We start from the raw sequence: 14,864 nt of genomic DNA on the forward strand, positions 1-14,864 counted from the left end.
ACGTTGCGGCAAGCGTCGACCTGAAGTCCCATAAATATTTTATTTACAAGTAGTTAGCGGGTCTTGATGTCGGGCCTGCCAAGGGGTTCGTGTTTCGAATGTGGCGAGCAGCGCCAGATTCTTACCCAAAAATGCCATTTTCAATGACGGAATTCCGCCTCTTTTCGTTGCAAGATTTGAGACAGATTGCACAATTAGGCGTGTTTACCGATAGTTTCGGAAAACGGAATATGGTCCTGTTTTGCGGCAATCGCAGGGAAAACACGGATCGAGGGACAGGCATGGCGACCATGGGTACGGAATTTAGGGCCGTTAATGCGCGGATCTGGACTGGTTTTGGTAGAACTTTAGGAATCCTCGCATTGGCGTTGGGGACCTCGGTTGTGGCACCAGATGCGCAAGCGCGGGAAGGCAACTTCATCCGCACAGTCGCATCTTCGCCCCCGCCGTCTGGAGCGCGGCAACTGTGCCGTCAATACTCTTGGGCATGTTCCAGCAAGGCTTCGAATTCAATGTCGAGCCAGCAAGAGATGCAGATCATCAAAAAGGTCAACCGGCAGGTAAACGCAACCACCCGCTCGGTTACAGATCAGGCCCAATATAGAACTCGTGAACGTTGGGCACTGCCGACTTCGCGCGGTGGAGATTGCGAAGACTTTGCTCTGTTGAAGAAAAGGGATCTTATCCGTGCGGGCGTCGATCCGAGCAAACTTTTGATCGCAACTGTACTGGATACGCAGCGAAATTCTCATGCGGTTTTGGTTTATCGCTCGGCCAGTGGCGATCTGGTTCTGGATAACTTGACCAACCGCATCAAACCCTGGTCGGCGACGCGATATCTGTTTCTGCGGATGCAGGACCCTCGGCGGCCCAGTAAATGGGTCGGGGTCTTCGGCAGAAGCTGAGGAAAGCTAATCTCAACTGGTTAGAATGCAAAAATGGCGAAGCAGCAGCTTCGCCATTTTCTGTAGTACTAAATTAGCTTACTTGGGGTTGCCCGGATTGTTGGTACCGTTCGGGTTCTGAGATTGGCCGCCTGGATTGGTTCCGTCGCTATGGCCAGAACGGTTGCCCTTGGGTCCACCGTCACCACCTTCGCCGCCGTCACCACCTTCGCCGCCGTCGCCACCTTCGCCGCCGTCGCCACCTTCGCCGCCGTCGCCACCTTCGCCACCTTCGCCGCCGTCACCACCTTCGCCGCCGTCACCACCGTCGCCACCTTCGCCGCCGTCGCCACCTTCGCCGCCGTCACCACCGTCGCCGCCGTCACCACCGTCGCCGCCGTCGCCGCCGTCACCACCGTCGCCGCCGTCACCACCGTCGCCGTCGTCACCATCGTCGCCGTCGTCACCATCGCCGCCGCCGCCGGTACCACCGCCGCCGGTACCACCGCCGCCGCCGCCGCCGGTACCACCGCCGCCGCCGCCACCGCCTGAACCACCACCGCCATTTTCATCAGCAGGGCCGTCTCCTGATCGTTGCTCATTTCCGAGAATAGATGCGGTTGGAAAGTCAGTCAGAACTGCTGCAAAAGCTGGGCAACTCTCCAATGTACGGGACAAGATGTCCTCGAAATCTGAGCGTCGCTGCAAATAGCGCAGCATCCGGGCGTCTACAACAGAACATGCACAAAGCGTTTCAGTCGATACCGACTGTTTGGCTGTTCGTATTGTACACATGTCTGAAGCTGAAGCGGATACAGCTGAAATAACTGGGAATGTTGCTGAAACAAATACTATTGAAAGTAAGCGAGACTTAATGCGCATGGCGCTACTCCTTGATACTCATTACTCAAAACTTGGCAGGCAAACAGGTGCCATACTTTGGACACAAATACATCCCTTTTGAGCCAGAATTACAAGTTTCCTAAAATTGTGAATGTTAAAAGTGAAACAACTTAAAGAAGAAAGTGTAGGTAAAACAAAAAGAAGGCCCGCTTTGAGAGCGAGCCTTCCAGGATGGGCCTTAATACGCGTGTGCGCAAATATGTCACGATTGTGTTATTGTTTCCAATCTGTGAACTGCATCACTGCAATGATCAGGCAGATCTTGCCATACGCTTACGCTCGTGCGGATCCAGAAAGCGTTTGCGCAGACGGATTGCGTTCGGGGTCACTTCGACAAGTTCGTCATCGTCGATATAGGCGATCGCCTCTTCCAACGAGAACTGAATATGGGGTGTCAGGCGCACAGCGTCATCCGATCCGCTGGCCCGGACGTTGGTCAGTTTTTTCCCCTTCAGCGGGTTAACCTCAAGATCGTTGTCGCGCGAATGCTCGCCGATTACCATGCCCTGATATACATCGGTCTGAGGGCCAACAAACATGCGGCCACGCTCTTCGAGGTTCCAAAGGGCATATGCAACTGCCTGTCCGTTCTCCATCGAGATCAGAACGCCTGCGCGGCGGCCCGGAATTTGTCCTTTATGCGGTGCCCAGTCGTGGAACACACGGTTCAAAACGCCAGTACCGCGTGTATCTGTCAGGAATTCACCGTGATAACCGATCAACCCGCGTGACGGCACATGGGCGATGATGCGGGTTTTGCCTGTACCAGCAGGCCGCATCTCGGCCAGTTCACCTTTGCGGACACCTGTTATCTTTTCAATGACCGAGCCGGAATACTCGTCGTCCACGTCAATGGTGACTTCTTCGATGGGCTCTAGGCGCTGACCGTCTTCTTCGCGGAACAGGACCTGTGGGCGAGAGATGCTCAGCTCGAACCCTTCGCGGCGCATGTTTTCGATCAGAACACCCATCTGCAATTCGCCGCGTCCCGCAACTTCGAAAGCCTCACCGCCCGGAGTGTCGGTAATGCGAATGGCGACGTTTGATTCTGCTTCTTTCATCAGACGGTCGCGAATGACACGGGACTGAACCTTTTTACCGTCTCGGCCGGCAAGGGGCGAATCATTGATACCAAAGGTCACTGTGATGGTCGGCGGGTCGATCGGCTGCGCGGGCAGAGCGTCTTCGACCTGTGGGGCAACAAGCGAATCTGCCACGGTCGCTTTGCTCATACCTGCGATGGTGACGATATCGCCCGCCTCGGCCACATCAATGGGTTGCTGCCCCAGACCGCGGAAAGCCAGGATTTTTGAGGCGCGAAAGTTCTCGATAAGTGTGCCGTCCCGGCTGAGCGCCTTGAGGGTGTCACCTGCCTTGAGCGTACCACTTTCGACACGGCCAGTCAGAATGCGGCCGATGAACGGGTCGCTGCCCAGTGTCGTGGCAAGCATCCGGAAGGGTTCGTCCTTGCGTTCGATCTGTTTGGGAGCAGGGACGTGGTCAACGATCAGGTCGAACAGTGCTGACAGATCCTTGCGGGGTCCTTCCAGCTCCATATCTGCCCAGCCCGACCGGCCTGAGGCGTACATTGAAGGGAAATCAAGCTGATCATCATCGGCACCAAGGTTTGCGAACAGATCAAAGCATTCGTCCAGCGCGCGGTCTGGTTCGGCGTCGGGCTTGTCGACTTTGTTCAGCACCACAATCGGACGCAGACCCAGCGCCAGCGCCTTGGAGGTCACGAATTTGGTCTGCGGCATCGGACCTTCGGCAGCATCGACCAGCAGGACAACGCCGTCGACCATGCTAAGGATGCGTTCAACCTCGCCGCCGAAATCGGCGTGGCCCGGCGTATCGACGATATTGATCCGCGTGCCTTTCCACTCCACCGAAGTGGCCTTTGCAAGGATGGTGATACCACGCTCACGCTCGAGGTCATTGCTGTCCATGGCGCGTTCTGCGACAGCCTGATTTTCCCGGAACGCACCGGATTGTTTTAGCAGCTCATCGACCAGCGTTGTTTTGCCGTGGTCCACGTGAGCGATGATTGCGATATTGCGCAGGTCCATGAGAGGTCAGCCTTTGAACGGGAAGTTGACGCGCGCATAACGCGGCTCGGCGAAATATGCCAGCCCTAACCGATCGTCAGTGTCCTGCTGTACCGGAAAAGAGGTGTATGATTAGTATTCCACCCAAAATCATGCTGAGTCCAGCGATCCCGGGTAAATCCAACCTCTGACCAAAGACAATGAAACCGATGATGGCAATCAGCACGATTCCAAGACCGGACCAGATTGCATAGACGATACCAACCGGCATGTATTTGAGCGTGAGGGCCATCAGATAAAAGGCAATTCCATAGCCAACAACCACAAGCACTGACGGCCAGAACCGGCTGAATTGCTGGCTGGCCTGAAGTGCAGTTGTACCAATCGTTTCGGCAACAACTGCCAACAGCAGTAGAAGATATGCTTTGGGCACGGGGTCTCGCATTCAATAAGGTTGCATTGGGTTGAGCACGAAATGACCGATACCCGCAAGCGATAGCAGGAGTTTACTGGCATCCGTCAGGGGGCAGGATTACCCGACTATGTGGATTTTCGGCAATGTGATAATTTGTCCGCGTTTTGTCGTGTTTTTTTATGAGTATCGCCATGACGAAATTTGCAAAATACGTCATCGCTCTTTCGGCACTTATTGTTGCGCTTGGGTGGCTTGCTGGCGGGGGGGGCCGTCGAAACAAAAGCAGCCCGAAATGTTGAGCGATTGATTGGTACATCGGTTTAAGCGACTGCCGAATACAGGAAAAAGGGGTGTTGTGCTCCTTTTTCCGCTGTGTTTTCAGCCTTCTGCAGTCTCAGAAAAGTAACCCCGAAGTAACGGATCCAGCCATGCCCACAGGGCTGGTGCACCGGGAATAATCACCGTGCCGACACGGCTGTGGATTTGTTCGTATGTGACGTTGTAGTCAATCCAGGAACCGCCTCCTGTCTCGAGGTTGCCAACCGGGGTTTGGAAGCGATCAATCGCTTTGGCGAAACAGGCATCGGGGCTTTCGGCCTGTTCAAACTCCTGCCAGATCGACATGAATTCTTGATTTTGCACCTCTGGGAGCATTCCAAACAACCTTTGCGCCGCAGCAAGTTCCTCGGCGGCTTGTGCCGCGTGGTCGACCTGCCCATGAATTGGGTGATCACCGGCGTCAATTTCAACAATGTCGTGCAGCAAAAGCATTCTGAGGGCGCGGTTTACAGAAACGGATGAGGCTGCATATTCGGACAGGACCCAGGCAAAAAGCATGATGTGCCAGGAATGTTCGGCTGAATTCTCAAACCGGTCATCATAGAGCAGACGCGATGCTCGCTGAACCGATTTGAGTTGGTCAGTTTCGGACAAGAAACCCAAACGCAAAGAAAGCGCGGAGGTTTCGAGTTTGCCTCCATTCAGCAGTGCTTGGGCAAGATTATATGCGTCCGGGAAAGCTTGTTGCAGATAGGCAGCGCGACCTTGTTTCAGGTTGTCATTCACGACAGCTAAATGCTCTGGGTTTGGCCGTTCTGCACACAGCACCTGAAACATCGGTTGCGACCGATCCAGAATCTTGGCGAATTTCGCGTCCGGAGTGGTGTCGGCCTCGAATTCTTGCCAAAGAGCCAGAAACGTCGTGGCCTGATCCGTAGGCAGCATGCCAAACAGCTCTTCAGCAGCTGTTTGTTCCGCCAATTCCAGTGCTTTCCAATCTGTTTTCAGGTGAATCGGGTGATCGCCTACGATGATTTCGACCAGATCATGCAGCAGTAGCATTTTGATCACGCGGTCGATATTCACGTCTGACCCGGCAAGCGGTTCCAAAACCAGGGCCCAAAGCGCCAGTTGCCAACTATGCTCTGCCGCGTTCTCTGGGCGGGACTGATCCAACAAGGCGTTGGCACGATTGACAGATTTCAGCCTGTCCGCGCGTTTAAGGAAGTCGATTTGCGCGGACAATCTTTGCGTCATTGTTTTTCTATAGCTTTCAGTTTTGACCGATGTTCGGTCAATTTCTCGACGACAAACTTGCGGGCCTTACGTTCGGCCATCCGGACACGGATCTCGGTCAGGAATGCTTCTTCCAATGTTTGTGAGGACGCCCCGATCACTTCGCCAACTTCCATGAAGAAGCGGTCGTTTCCGGTTTCGTCCATCACTTTCATTGTGTCTTCGGCCAGCTTGGAAGCAAGCCTGATGATCGTGTCGGACATTAGCGCGTGTTCTCTGTCAGCCGCCGTTTCACATAGTCACTTACATCAGTGATCAGCGTTTCCATGTGGCGATCCTGAAAGAAGTGGTCTGCACCCTCAACTTCGTTATGGGTGATTGTGATGCCCTTCTGTTCATGCAGCTTGTTAACCAATGCAGTGGTGTCTGCAGGCGGGGCTACCCGATCAGAGGATCCGTTGATAATCAGACCCGAAGAGGGGCAGGGCGCCAGGAACGAGAAATCATACATGTTGGCTGGCGGAGAAACGCTGATGAAACCGGTAATCTCAGGGCGGCGCATAAGCAGTTGCATCCCGATCCAGGCTCCGAACGAGAACCCTGCGACCCAGCAGTGTTTCGAGTTGTTGTTCATCGACTGCAGGTAGTCCAGTGCCGATGCCGCATCACTCAGCTCGCCTACGCCCTGGTCATATTCGCCCTGGCTGCGGCCAACACCGCGAAAGTTGAACCGCAACACGGTGAAACCCATGTTGTAGAACGCATAGTGCAGATTATAGACCACCTTGTTGTTCATGGTCCCGCCAAATTGAGGATGCGGGTGCAACACGATGGCGATCGGTGCGTCTTTTTCCTTTTGCGGGTGGTAGCGGCCTTCCAGGCGGCCTTCGGGTCCGGGAAAAATCACCTCGGGCATGTGTGCATAGGTCCTGTCTTTTTCTTCTGGGTGTCCGGAAATACTTGACGATAATCGTCGGACACCTTAGAACGGTTCTAATTGTGATAGTCGGCGCAAGGGCGCTGTCAGTCGGAGATACGCACTGGCAGCGGCGGCGTCAATGATTTCGCGCGTTAACTGCCATAAGGGAATGAGAATGAAGCTTTCGACCAAGGGTCGTTACGCGATGGTGGCCTTGGCTGATATCGCTCTTCAGTCTTCTGACGGACTGGTAACGCTGAGCGAAATTTCCGAACGGCAGGACATCTCGTTGCCTTATCTTGAACAGCTGTTCGTAAAGCTGCGCCGGGCCGAGCTTGTCTCGTCAGTGCGCGGTCCGGGCGGAGGTTATCGGTTGGCGCGCCCTGCGTCGGAAATCCGTGTAGTCGAAATTCTGTCCGCCGTCGACGAAACTGTAGACGCGTTGAAAAAAGGGGCAGGGGCATCCGGGGCCTCATCGGGCAGTCGTGCGCAATCGCTGACCAACCGATTGTGGGAAGGGCTGAGTGCCCATGTTTATGTGTTTCTGCATCAAACGCGGCTTTCTGATGTGATCAGGAACGACTTGGCGCCCTGTCCGGCTGTTCCTAATCTGTTTGCGGTCGTGGACGAGTAAGATGAATTTGCTTTGTCCAAGTCCCTTTGGCTGCCAAAAGGTGCATCCATGAATCGTGTTTATCTGGATCATAACGCCACAACGCCAATTCGCCCCGAAGCGCGCGATGCGATGATCACGGCAATGGATCAGATCGGTAACCCTTCGTCGGTTCACGCTGAAGGACGAGGGGCAAAGGCCATGGTCGAGTGTGCACGGTCGCAGGTGGCCGAAGCTGTCGGGTGCCGACCGCAGGAAGTTATTTTCACCTCAGGTGCGACCGAAGCGGCTCGGGTCCTGCAGAATAGACCGAATAATTGCGATGTGTTCGTCGATGCAACGGCGCATGACGCGCTTTGGTCGCATCTTGATCTATCGAACTGCAACGAACGCCCGTTCGGACCTGGTCACATCTTAGCAATGGGGTTGGCGAATTCGGAAACAGGTATCGTTACCTTGCCACCGAAAAAGGTCGAAGGTCAGTGGCCCTATGGCGCACGGCGCGCCGATTGGTTGTTGCTGGATATTACACAGGCTGTTGGCCGTATTCCCTTTTCCTTCGCCTGGAGCGATGCGGATATGGCGGTTCTTTCGGCGCATAAAATCGGCGGTCCTAAGGGTGTTGGCGCCCTGATCCTAAAACAAGGGCTGGACATCAACCCGCTTGCGGTTGGCGGCGGGCAGGAAATGGGCCGGCGCTCCGGGACGGAAAACGTTGTTGGAATCGCGGGTTTTGGTGCCGCTGCCGAGGCCGCAGTGAAAGATCTGGCTAACGGTGTTTGGGAAAATGTTGCTAAATTTAGAAATATTCTAGAGAACGCACTTGAGGCCGGATCGAAAGCGACTATTTTTGTCGGGAAAGATCAGGAGCGACTCCCCAACACTTTGTGTTTCGCAACTCCCGGATGGAAAGGGGAGACGCAGGTTATGCAGATGGATCTGGCTGGATTTGCGATCAGCGCAGGTTCGGCCTGTTCAAGTGGCAAGGTAAAGACCAGCCGAGTTCTGACGGCAATGGGATATGACGAGGTAACGGCAGCCAGCGCAATTCGCGTATCGCTCGGCCCTTGGACGACAGAAGATGATGTGCTGCGTTTTGCGGATACGTGGCTGGAAAAAGAGAAAAAGCATCGCGCGCGTGCCGCGTGATCTGACGGAGGATAAGTCATGGCCGCTTTGGACCAGACTCAGGTAAAAGAAGGTGTCGATCAGGAAACCGTTGATGCGGTGCGCGAGGCCGGAACCTATAAATACGGCTGGAACACCGATATCGAGATGGAATACGCCCCAAAAGGCGTGAACCCCGATATCGTCCGTCTGATCTCGGACAAGAATGAAGAACCGGAATGGATGACCGAATGGCGTCTGGCCGCGTTCGAACGCTGGACCAAGATGGAAGAGCCGAAATGGGCGATGGTCAGCTATCCCGAAATCGACTTTCAGAACCAGTATTACTATGCCCGTCCGAAATCGATGGAGGTAAAGCCGAAATCGCTGGATGAAGTGGATCCGAAGCTGCTGGCCACTTACGAAAAGCTCGGTATCCCACTGAAAGAACAGATGATTCTGGCTGGCGTCGAAGGTGCTGAGGATATGCCTGCTGAGGGCCGCAAGGTGGCCGTGGATGCGGTGTTCGACTCGGTGTCCGTTGGCACAACTTTTCAGGCGGAATTGAAAAAGGCAGGTGTGATCTTCTGCTCGATCTCTGAAGCGATCAGGGAACACCCCGAGCTGGTCAAGAAATACCTGGGCACCGTGGTTCCAGTATCCGATAATTTCTATGCCACGCTGAACTCGGCCGTGTTCTCGGACGGGTCATTTGTCTACATCCCGCCGGGCGTACGCTGCCCGATGGAGCTGAGCACCTATTTCCGCATCAATGCGGAGAACACCGGTCAGTTTGAACGTACCCTGATCATTGCCGATAAAGGCAGCTATGTCAGCTACTTGGAAGGCTGTACTGCGCCTCAGCGGGACACTGCGCAGCTGCATGCTGCCGTGGTCGAAATCATTATCGAGGAAGATGCCGAGGTAAAATACTCGACCGTTCAGAACTGGTACCCCGGGGATGAGAATGGCAAGGGCGGCATCTATAACTTTGTGACCAAGCGCGCGGATTGCCGCGGCGACCGGTCCAAGGTGATGTGGACGCAGGTGGAGACCGGCTCGGCCGTGACATGGAAATACCCGTCCTGCATCCTGCGCGGTAATGAAAGCCAGGGTGAGTTCTATTCGATCGCGATTGCCAACAACTACCAGCAGGCCGACACCGGCACCAAGATGATCCACCTCGGCAAGAACACCAAGTCTCGGATCGTTTCGAAAGGGATCAGCGCGGGCAAGGCACAGAACACCTATCGCGGGTTGGTCTCGATGCATCCGAAAGCCAAGGACAGCCGCAATTACACCCAATGTGACAGCCTGTTGATCGGCGACAAATGCGGGGCGCATACGGTGCCCTATATCGAGGTCAAGAACAACTCATCGCGCGTCGAGCATGAAGCGACGACGTCGAAGGTCGATGATGATCAGCTATTCTATTGCCGTCAGCGCGGAATGGACGAGGAAGAGGCCGTGGCCCTTGTTGTCAACGGGTTCTGCAAGGACGTGCTACAGGCACTGCCGATGGAATTTGCGATGGAGGCCCAGCAGTTGGTGGCTATCAGCTTGGAAGGGTCTGTCGGGTAACCATGAGCCAGTCTGATTTTCAAAGCAGGATTCAGCGTATTCAATCCACGCAGGGTGAGGCCGCAATGTTAGGTGGTGAGGGTCAACAACCCGCACCACGAACCGGTAGCAGCGGAAGTCGTTTGTTGCGTGTCTTTGGGGGGCTATTTTGTGGGCTTCTTGGCCTGGCGATAAATACAATTCTGGCCTTCACAACAGCAAACTACGAAAATTTGAAGGCTGATGCTGAAGAGATGCCGGGTTTCGTATTGTCTGTTCTGGTTGCAGCCGGAGTTTCTGGCTTGGTGATGCTGATCTTTTCCATCTGGGGGGTGATCACTCTTCTGACCTTTAAACGGGGCAGGGTTCGAAACGTTCTTGTAGGCACCTTCTTTGTTGGCATGGGAATTGCAGCGCTGGCGATGCGGGTGGCGGCGATTGGGTGAGAACGAAACATACCGTCGGACATAATTGCGATCGCGATGCGGTCGGACCGGAGAAATTAAGATAAAGGCCTGGTGCGCACTGAGCACGGCCTCCTTAGAAAAGGAAAAAACATGCTGGAAATCAAAAACCTGCACGTCAAACTTGAAGAAGAAGACAAGCAAATCCTCAAAGGTGTCGACCTGAAGGTTGAGGCTGGCAAGGTACATGCGATCATGGGGCCAAATGGCTCGGGCAAATCGACGCTCAGCTATGTGCTGTCCGGTCGGGATGGGTATGAAGTGACCGAAGGCTCGGCGACCCTTGGTGGTGAGAACCTGTTCGAGATGGAACCGGAAGAGCGCGCAGCAGCCGGTGTTTTCCTGGCGTTCCAATATCCGGTTGAAATCCCAGGCGTTGGCAACATGACCTTTCTGCGCACCGCTGTGAACTCACAGCGCAAGGCCCGCGGGGAAGAAGAGCTTTCAGCAGCCGATTTCCTGAAAGAGGTGCGCGCCAAGGCCAAATCGTTAAAGATCGATGCGGATATGCTGAAGCGCCCTGTGAATGTTGGCTTTTCTGGCGGTGAGAAAAAGCGCAACGAAATACTGCAAATGGCCATGCTCGAGCCCAAAATGTGCATTCTGGACGAGACAGATTCTGGTTTGGATGTAGACGCGATGAAACTGGTTGCCGAGGGCGTGAACGCGCTGCGCGACGAAGCGCGTGGCTTCCTTGTTATCACGCATTATCAGCGCCTTCTGGACCACATCAAACCTGATGTCGTGCATATTATGGCCGACGGGCGGATCGTAAAAACTGGCGGTCCCGAGTTGGCACTTGAGGTTGAAAACAACGGTTATGCCGACATTCTGGCCGAGGTGAACTGATGGCGTTGCCCCAAGCAAAACAGACTGCGACGGAGGAGCGGCTGGCCGTCCTGTCGTTGCCCGATGCCGGATGTACTCGCGCTGCGCGCGAGGACGCGATTGCCCGTGTGCGTCAAATGGGCTTGCCCAGTCGGCGCGACGAGTACTGGAAATACACCCAACCCGATACGCTCGTATCGGCTGATGCAGCGCATGCGGCGCTGTTCGAGTCGGACGAGCCGCAAATGTTCGATGAATTCGACCGCTTGAAGATTGTCTTCGTTGACGGAGTGTTCAATCCCGAAGAGTCCGATGATCTGACGCTCGAAGGTGTTTCGATCGACCGGCTTGAAGATATTTGCTGCAAAGATATCCATTGGGCCAAAGACTTGTATGGCGTTCTTGAAGCGAATGGACAAGTTCCGGTTCAGCGCCCGCTGGCCGCATTGAACACCGCATTTGCATCAGACGGCGTGGCCATCCATGTGACCGGTAAGCCATCGAAACCGATCAGCCTGATCTATCGCCATGCGTCCGAGGATTCGGATGCGATCCTGCATCACGTAGTACGGGTCGAAACTGACGCCGAGGTTACCATTCTCGAAAACGGGCCGGCGGCATCGCGTTTCAACAAATGTATGGAAATTGACATTGCCGATGGTGGCTCGCTGCACCATGTGCGGGCCCAGGGTCGTGACCACGAGCGTCGTGCGGCGACGCATATGTTTACACGGTTGGGTGCCAATTCGGTCTACAAATCCTTCACCCTGACCATGAACGGTGTTCTGACCCGGAACGAACAGGTGATCGAATTGACCGGCGATGATGCGGTGGCGCACGTGGCCGGTGCCTGCGTCGGAGATGGCGACTTTCACCATGACGACACGGTATTCGTCACCCATGACGCGGTTGGTTGCGAAAGCCGCCAGGTGTTCAAGAAGGTGCTGCGGAACGGCGCGACCGGCGTGTTTCAGGGCAAGATCCTTGTGAAAGAGGGCGCTCAGAAAACAGATGGGTATCAGATCAGCCAGTCTTTGCTACTCGATGATGATAGTCAGTTCCTCGCCAAGCCCGAGCTTGAGATCTATGCCGATGACGTTGTCTGTTCGCACGGTTCGACATCAGGTGCGCTTGATGAAACGGCTCTGTTCTACCTGCGGTCTCGGGGTGTGCCCGTCAAAGAGGCAACAAATTTGCTGACCTTGTCGTTCCTGGCCGAGGCTGTGGAAGAGATCGAGGATGAAGGCCTTGCGGAGGCTATGGTTGACCGCCTTGAAGGCTGGCTTTCTCGGCGAAGCTGATGCCGGTAACGACGGATATAGTGGCCACATACCGTGGACCAGGCCGGGTTGTAAGCCGGCTTTTGGATTTGGGCGAACGTGAGGACCGCGCTTTGGTCTTTGTAATGGCGTTCTGCGTGGTGGCATTCATTGCGCAACTGCCACGTTTGTCCCGACGGGCGCATCTCGAAGACCTCGAGCTTAACATGCTGTTGGGCGGTGCCTTGCTTGGAACGGTCATTATCTTGCCGCTGTTCTTCTACCTTCTGGCCTTCGTGTCCCACGGTGCGGCGCGTCTGTTCGGCGGAAAGGGGACTGCCTATGGCGCAAGGTTGGCTCTGTTCTGGGCGTTGCTATCCTCGACGCCGTTGATTTTGCTGAACGGCCTTGTCGCTGGTTTTATCGGTCCGGGGACAACCATGACCACTGTCGGGTTGGTCTGGTTTGTCGTATTCCTGTGGTTCTGGTTTTCGGGCCTTAGGCAAGCGCAAAGGTATGCGGAATGAATCCGGCTGTGCTGAGTCAGATTGCTGTTCTGACCCTGACCAACCCTGCCGAAGCGGCAAGACGGTTGCTGGATCTGCGTCCCGGGCGTGAAGTTGTCTGGCTGGCATTCTTTCTGGCTGTCGTTCTGAACGGTGCCATCCAAATTGGTATTGAACAGATGGTCCCTGTCCCGCAGGGTGAACCGCTTCCCGTTTCTGATCCTGTTATTCTGAACCTTCTGCGTTCGTCAGGCGCGATGCTGCTCAGCGTGGTGGCTCTTCTTTTTGTTGGTCGTACTATCGGGGGCGTTGCGACATTCAAAGATATCCTGATCCTGACGATCTGGCTGCAATTCCTTCAGATCGCAGCGATGTCGGTGACGCTGATCGTTTCGATGGTTGTTCCATTTATGATGGTCATGTTTTTGCTGGCGACCGCACTTGTCAGCCTTTACGTCTCAATGCATTTCCTGAATGAAGCTCATAAGTTCAACTCGATGCTGAAATCTTTTGGGGTCATTCTGTTATCCGCACTGATTTCAATTTCATTTGTCCTCATGTTCACACCCAACGGCCCGGTCTAGGGAAGAAAAATACGATGTTCGATCTGCAGAAAATTCGCGCTGACTTTCCGATCCTTTCCCGAGAGGTGAACGGCAAGCCGCTGACCTATCTGGACAATGGAGCGTCTGCCCAGAAGCCACAGGTTGTCATTGATGCGGTGACGCGGGGGTATGCCGAGGAATATGCAAATGTGCATCGCGGGCTGCACTATCTGTCCAATCTGGCGACCGAAAAATACGAATCCGTCCGCGGAACTATTGCCCGGTTTCTAGGCGTATCAGATGAAGACGAGATTGTTCTGAACTCGGGCACGACCGAAGGCATCAATCTGGTTGCCTATGGCTGGGCGATGCCGCGTCTTCAGGCCGGGGATGAAATTGTCCTAAGCGTGATGGAACACCATGCCAACATCGTGCCCTGGCATTTCCTGCGCGAGCGTCAGGGCGTGGTGCTGAAATGGGTGGATGTGGATGCGGATGGTGGGCTTGATCCACAGGCCGTCATCGACGCCATTGGTCCAAAGACCAAGCTGGTCGCGGTGACCCATTGTTCGAACGTGTTGGGCACGGTTGTGGATGTCAAAGCCATCACCGAAGGCGCCCATGCAAAAGGCGTCCCAGTGCTGGTGGATGGCAGTCAGGGCGCTGTGCATATGCCGGTCAATGTCCAGGATCTCGGCTGCGATTTCTACGCAATCACCGGGCATAAGCTCTATGGCCCGTCGGGATCTGGGGCAATTTACATCAAATCCGACCGGATGGCCGAAATGCGCCCGTTTATCGGCGGTGGCGACATGATCAAAGAGGTCAGCAAGGATCAGGTGATCTACAATGACCCCCCAATGAAGTTCGAGGCGGGAACACCCGGCATCGTGCAAACCATCGGACTGGGTGTCGCTCTGGACTATCTTATGGAGCTGGGGATGGATAACGTTGCCGCTCATGAGGCCGGAATTCGCGAATATGCGATGCAGAGGTTTGCGGGGCTGAACTGGATTCAGCTTCAAGGAACGCAGCCAGACAAAGCGGCAATCTTCAGCTTCACTTTGGATGGGGCAGGCCACGCGCATGATGTTTCGACGATTTTGGACAAAAAAGGCGTCGCCGTTCGGGCTGGGCATCACTGTGCCGGACCGTTGATGGATTTCCTCGGAGTCACGGCCACATGCCGCGCTAGTTTTGGTCTCTATAACTCTAAAGATGAGGTGGATACCCTGATCGAAGCGCTTGAACTTGCGCATGATCTCTTCGCGTGAAACCTGTCCGATCCGGGTCGATTT

At 54.9% G+C, this 14,864-nt stretch carries 16 protein-coding genes; 10 read left to right on the top strand and 6 right to left on the bottom strand.

The window, feature by feature from the left end; translation table 11 throughout:
- Window positions 1-290 precede the first annotated feature (290 nt).
- The gene (locus AC2FIP_RS02765; protein WP_496785792.1) at window positions 291-905 is read left to right on the top strand and encodes a transglutaminase-like cysteine peptidase; all 615 of its coding nucleotides are present in this window, start codon (window positions 291-293) and stop codon (window positions 903-905) included.
- Between the two features lie 78 nt (window positions 906-983).
- On the opposite strand, the gene AC2FIP_RS02770 is transcribed toward AC2FIP_RS02765, so the two are convergent.
- The 6 genes from AC2FIP_RS02770 to AC2FIP_RS02795 all read right to left on the bottom strand — a co-directional run bounded on the left by AC2FIP_RS02770 (window position 984) and on the right by AC2FIP_RS02795 (window position 6,681).
- Complete coding sequence (locus tag AC2FIP_RS02770; RefSeq protein ID WP_496785094.1) at window positions 984-1,604, bottom strand: hypothetical protein; 621 nt, start codon at window positions 1,602-1,604, stop codon at window positions 984-986.
- Between the two features lie 434 nt (window positions 1,605-2,038).
- A complete protein-coding gene (typA, locus tag AC2FIP_RS02775; RefSeq protein ID WP_271947178.1) occupies window positions 2,039-3,856 on the bottom strand; it encodes a translational GTPase TypA in 1,818 nt (605 codons plus the stop codon).
- Window positions 3,857-3,932: 76 nt separating this feature from the next.
- On the bottom strand, window positions 3,933-4,268 hold the full coding sequence (locus AC2FIP_RS02780; protein ID WP_142633723.1) for a DMT family transporter: 336 nt from the start codon (window positions 4,266-4,268) through the stop codon (window positions 3,933-3,935).
- 360 nt (window positions 4,269-4,628) lie between these two features.
- The gene (locus AC2FIP_RS02785; RefSeq protein WP_496785095.1) at window positions 4,629-5,786 is read right to left on the bottom strand and encodes an HD domain-containing protein; all 1,158 of its coding nucleotides are present in this window, start codon (window positions 5,784-5,786) and stop codon (window positions 4,629-4,631) included.
- Entirely contained in the window at window positions 5,783-6,028 is a 246-nt protein-coding gene (locus AC2FIP_RS02790; protein ID WP_142633727.1) for a hypothetical protein, read from the bottom strand. Before AC2FIP_RS02790 ends, AC2FIP_RS02785 begins: the two co-directional genes overlap by 4 nt.
- Window positions 6,028-6,681 (bottom strand): alpha/beta hydrolase, encoded by a 654-nt coding sequence (locus AC2FIP_RS02795; RefSeq protein WP_496785097.1) that lies wholly within the window; start codon window positions 6,679-6,681, stop codon window positions 6,028-6,030. Before AC2FIP_RS02795 ends, AC2FIP_RS02790 begins: the two co-directional genes overlap by 1 nt.
- A gap of 178 nt (window positions 6,682-6,859) precedes the next feature.
- Here AC2FIP_RS02795 and iscR point away from each other — a divergent pair, with 178 nt between their 5' ends.
- The 9 genes from iscR (at window position 6,860) to AC2FIP_RS02840 (ending at window position 14,840) form a co-directional block, all read left to right on the top strand.
- On the top strand, window positions 6,860-7,318 hold the full coding sequence (gene iscR, locus AC2FIP_RS02800; RefSeq protein WP_142633731.1) for a Fe-S cluster assembly transcriptional regulator IscR: 459 nt from the start codon (window positions 6,860-6,862) through the stop codon (window positions 7,316-7,318).
- Between the two features lie 48 nt (window positions 7,319-7,366).
- The gene (locus AC2FIP_RS02805) at window positions 7,367-8,446 is read left to right on the top strand and encodes a cysteine desulfurase family protein (protein WP_496785098.1); all 1,080 of its coding nucleotides are present in this window, start codon (window positions 7,367-7,369) and stop codon (window positions 8,444-8,446) included.
- An 18-nt stretch (window positions 8,447-8,464) separates the two neighbouring features.
- A complete protein-coding gene (gene sufB / locus AC2FIP_RS02810; RefSeq protein ID WP_142633735.1) occupies window positions 8,465-9,985 on the top strand; it encodes a Fe-S cluster assembly protein SufB in 1,521 nt (506 codons plus the stop codon).
- A gap of 2 nt (window positions 9,986-9,987) precedes the next feature.
- The gene (locus tag AC2FIP_RS02815; protein WP_496785100.1) at window positions 9,988-10,410 is read left to right on the top strand and encodes a hypothetical protein; all 423 of its coding nucleotides are present in this window, start codon (window positions 9,988-9,990) and stop codon (window positions 10,408-10,410) included.
- Between the two features lie 111 nt (window positions 10,411-10,521).
- The gene (sufC, locus tag AC2FIP_RS02820; RefSeq protein WP_142633737.1) at window positions 10,522-11,277 is read left to right on the top strand and encodes a Fe-S cluster assembly ATPase SufC; all 756 of its coding nucleotides are present in this window, start codon (window positions 10,522-10,524) and stop codon (window positions 11,275-11,277) included.
- The gene (sufD, locus tag AC2FIP_RS02825) at window positions 11,277-12,557 is read left to right on the top strand and encodes a Fe-S cluster assembly protein SufD (protein WP_271947165.1); all 1,281 of its coding nucleotides are present in this window, start codon (window positions 11,277-11,279) and stop codon (window positions 12,555-12,557) included. The genes sufC and sufD overlap by 1 nt, the downstream gene beginning before the upstream one ends.
- Complete coding sequence (locus tag AC2FIP_RS02830; RefSeq protein WP_496708463.1) at window positions 12,557-13,042, top strand: YIP1 family protein; 486 nt, start codon at window positions 12,557-12,559, stop codon at window positions 13,040-13,042. Before sufD ends, AC2FIP_RS02830 begins: the two co-directional genes overlap by 1 nt.
- On the top strand, window positions 13,039-13,605 hold the full coding sequence (locus AC2FIP_RS02835) for a YIP1 family protein (RefSeq protein ID WP_496695491.1): 567 nt from the start codon (window positions 13,039-13,041) through the stop codon (window positions 13,603-13,605). The genes AC2FIP_RS02830 and AC2FIP_RS02835 overlap by 4 nt, the downstream gene beginning before the upstream one ends.
- Window positions 13,606-13,619: 14 nt before the next feature.
- The gene (locus tag AC2FIP_RS02840) at window positions 13,620-14,840 is read left to right on the top strand and encodes a cysteine desulfurase (RefSeq protein ID WP_496785101.1); all 1,221 of its coding nucleotides are present in this window, start codon (window positions 13,620-13,622) and stop codon (window positions 14,838-14,840) included.
- The last annotated feature ends 24 nt before the right edge of the window (window positions 14,841-14,864 follow it).

The sequence above is a fragment of the Ruegeria sp. CDSB114 genome, from assembly GCF_059611025.1.

Bases quoted from the DNA above. Each gene is read 5' to 3' on its own strand.
- AC2FIP_RS02785 (WP_496785095.1), bottom strand. From the start codon at position 5,786: ATGACGCAAAGATTGTCCGCGCAAATCGACTTCCTTAAACGCGCGGAC.
- iscR (WP_142633731.1), top strand. From the start codon at position 6,860: ATGAAGCTTTCGACCAAGGGTCGTTACGCGATGGTGGCCTTGGCTGAT.
- AC2FIP_RS02840 (WP_496785101.1), top strand. From the start codon at position 13,620: ATGTTCGATCTGCAGAAAATTCGCGCTGACTTTCCGATCCTTTCCCGA.
- typA (WP_271947178.1), bottom strand. From the start codon at position 3,856: ATGGACCTGCGCAATATCGCAATCATCGCTCACGTGGACCACGGCAAA.
- AC2FIP_RS02835 (WP_496695491.1), top strand. From the start codon at position 13,039: ATGAATCCGGCTGTGCTGAGTCAGATTGCTGTTCTGACCCTGACCAAC.
- AC2FIP_RS02770 (WP_496785094.1), bottom strand. From the start codon at position 1,604: ATGCTGCGCTATTTGCAGCGACGCTCAGATTTCGAGGACATCTTGTCC.
- AC2FIP_RS02830 (WP_496708463.1), top strand. From the start codon at position 12,557: ATGCCGGTAACGACGGATATAGTGGCCACATACCGTGGACCAGGCCGG.
- AC2FIP_RS02815 (WP_496785100.1), top strand. From the start codon at position 9,988: ATGAGCCAGTCTGATTTTCAAAGCAGGATTCAGCGTATTCAATCCACG.
- AC2FIP_RS02765 (WP_496785792.1), top strand. From the start codon at position 291: ATGGGTACGGAATTTAGGGCCGTTAATGCGCGGATCTGGACTGGTTTT.
- sufD (WP_271947165.1), top strand. From the start codon at position 11,277: ATGGCGTTGCCCCAAGCAAAACAGACTGCGACGGAGGAGCGGCTGGCC.
- AC2FIP_RS02790 (WP_142633727.1), bottom strand. From the start codon at position 6,028: ATGTCCGACACGATCATCAGGCTTGCTTCCAAGCTGGCCGAAGACACA.
- sufC (WP_142633737.1), top strand. From the start codon at position 10,522: ATGCTGGAAATCAAAAACCTGCACGTCAAACTTGAAGAAGAAGACAAG.
- AC2FIP_RS02805 (WP_496785098.1), top strand. From the start codon at position 7,367: ATGAATCGTGTTTATCTGGATCATAACGCCACAACGCCAATTCGCCCC.
- sufB (WP_142633735.1), top strand. From the start codon at position 8,465: ATGGCCGCTTTGGACCAGACTCAGGTAAAAGAAGGTGTCGATCAGGAA.
- AC2FIP_RS02795 (WP_496785097.1), bottom strand. From the start codon at position 6,681: ATGCCCGAGGTGATTTTTCCCGGACCCGAAGGCCGCCTGGAAGGCCGC.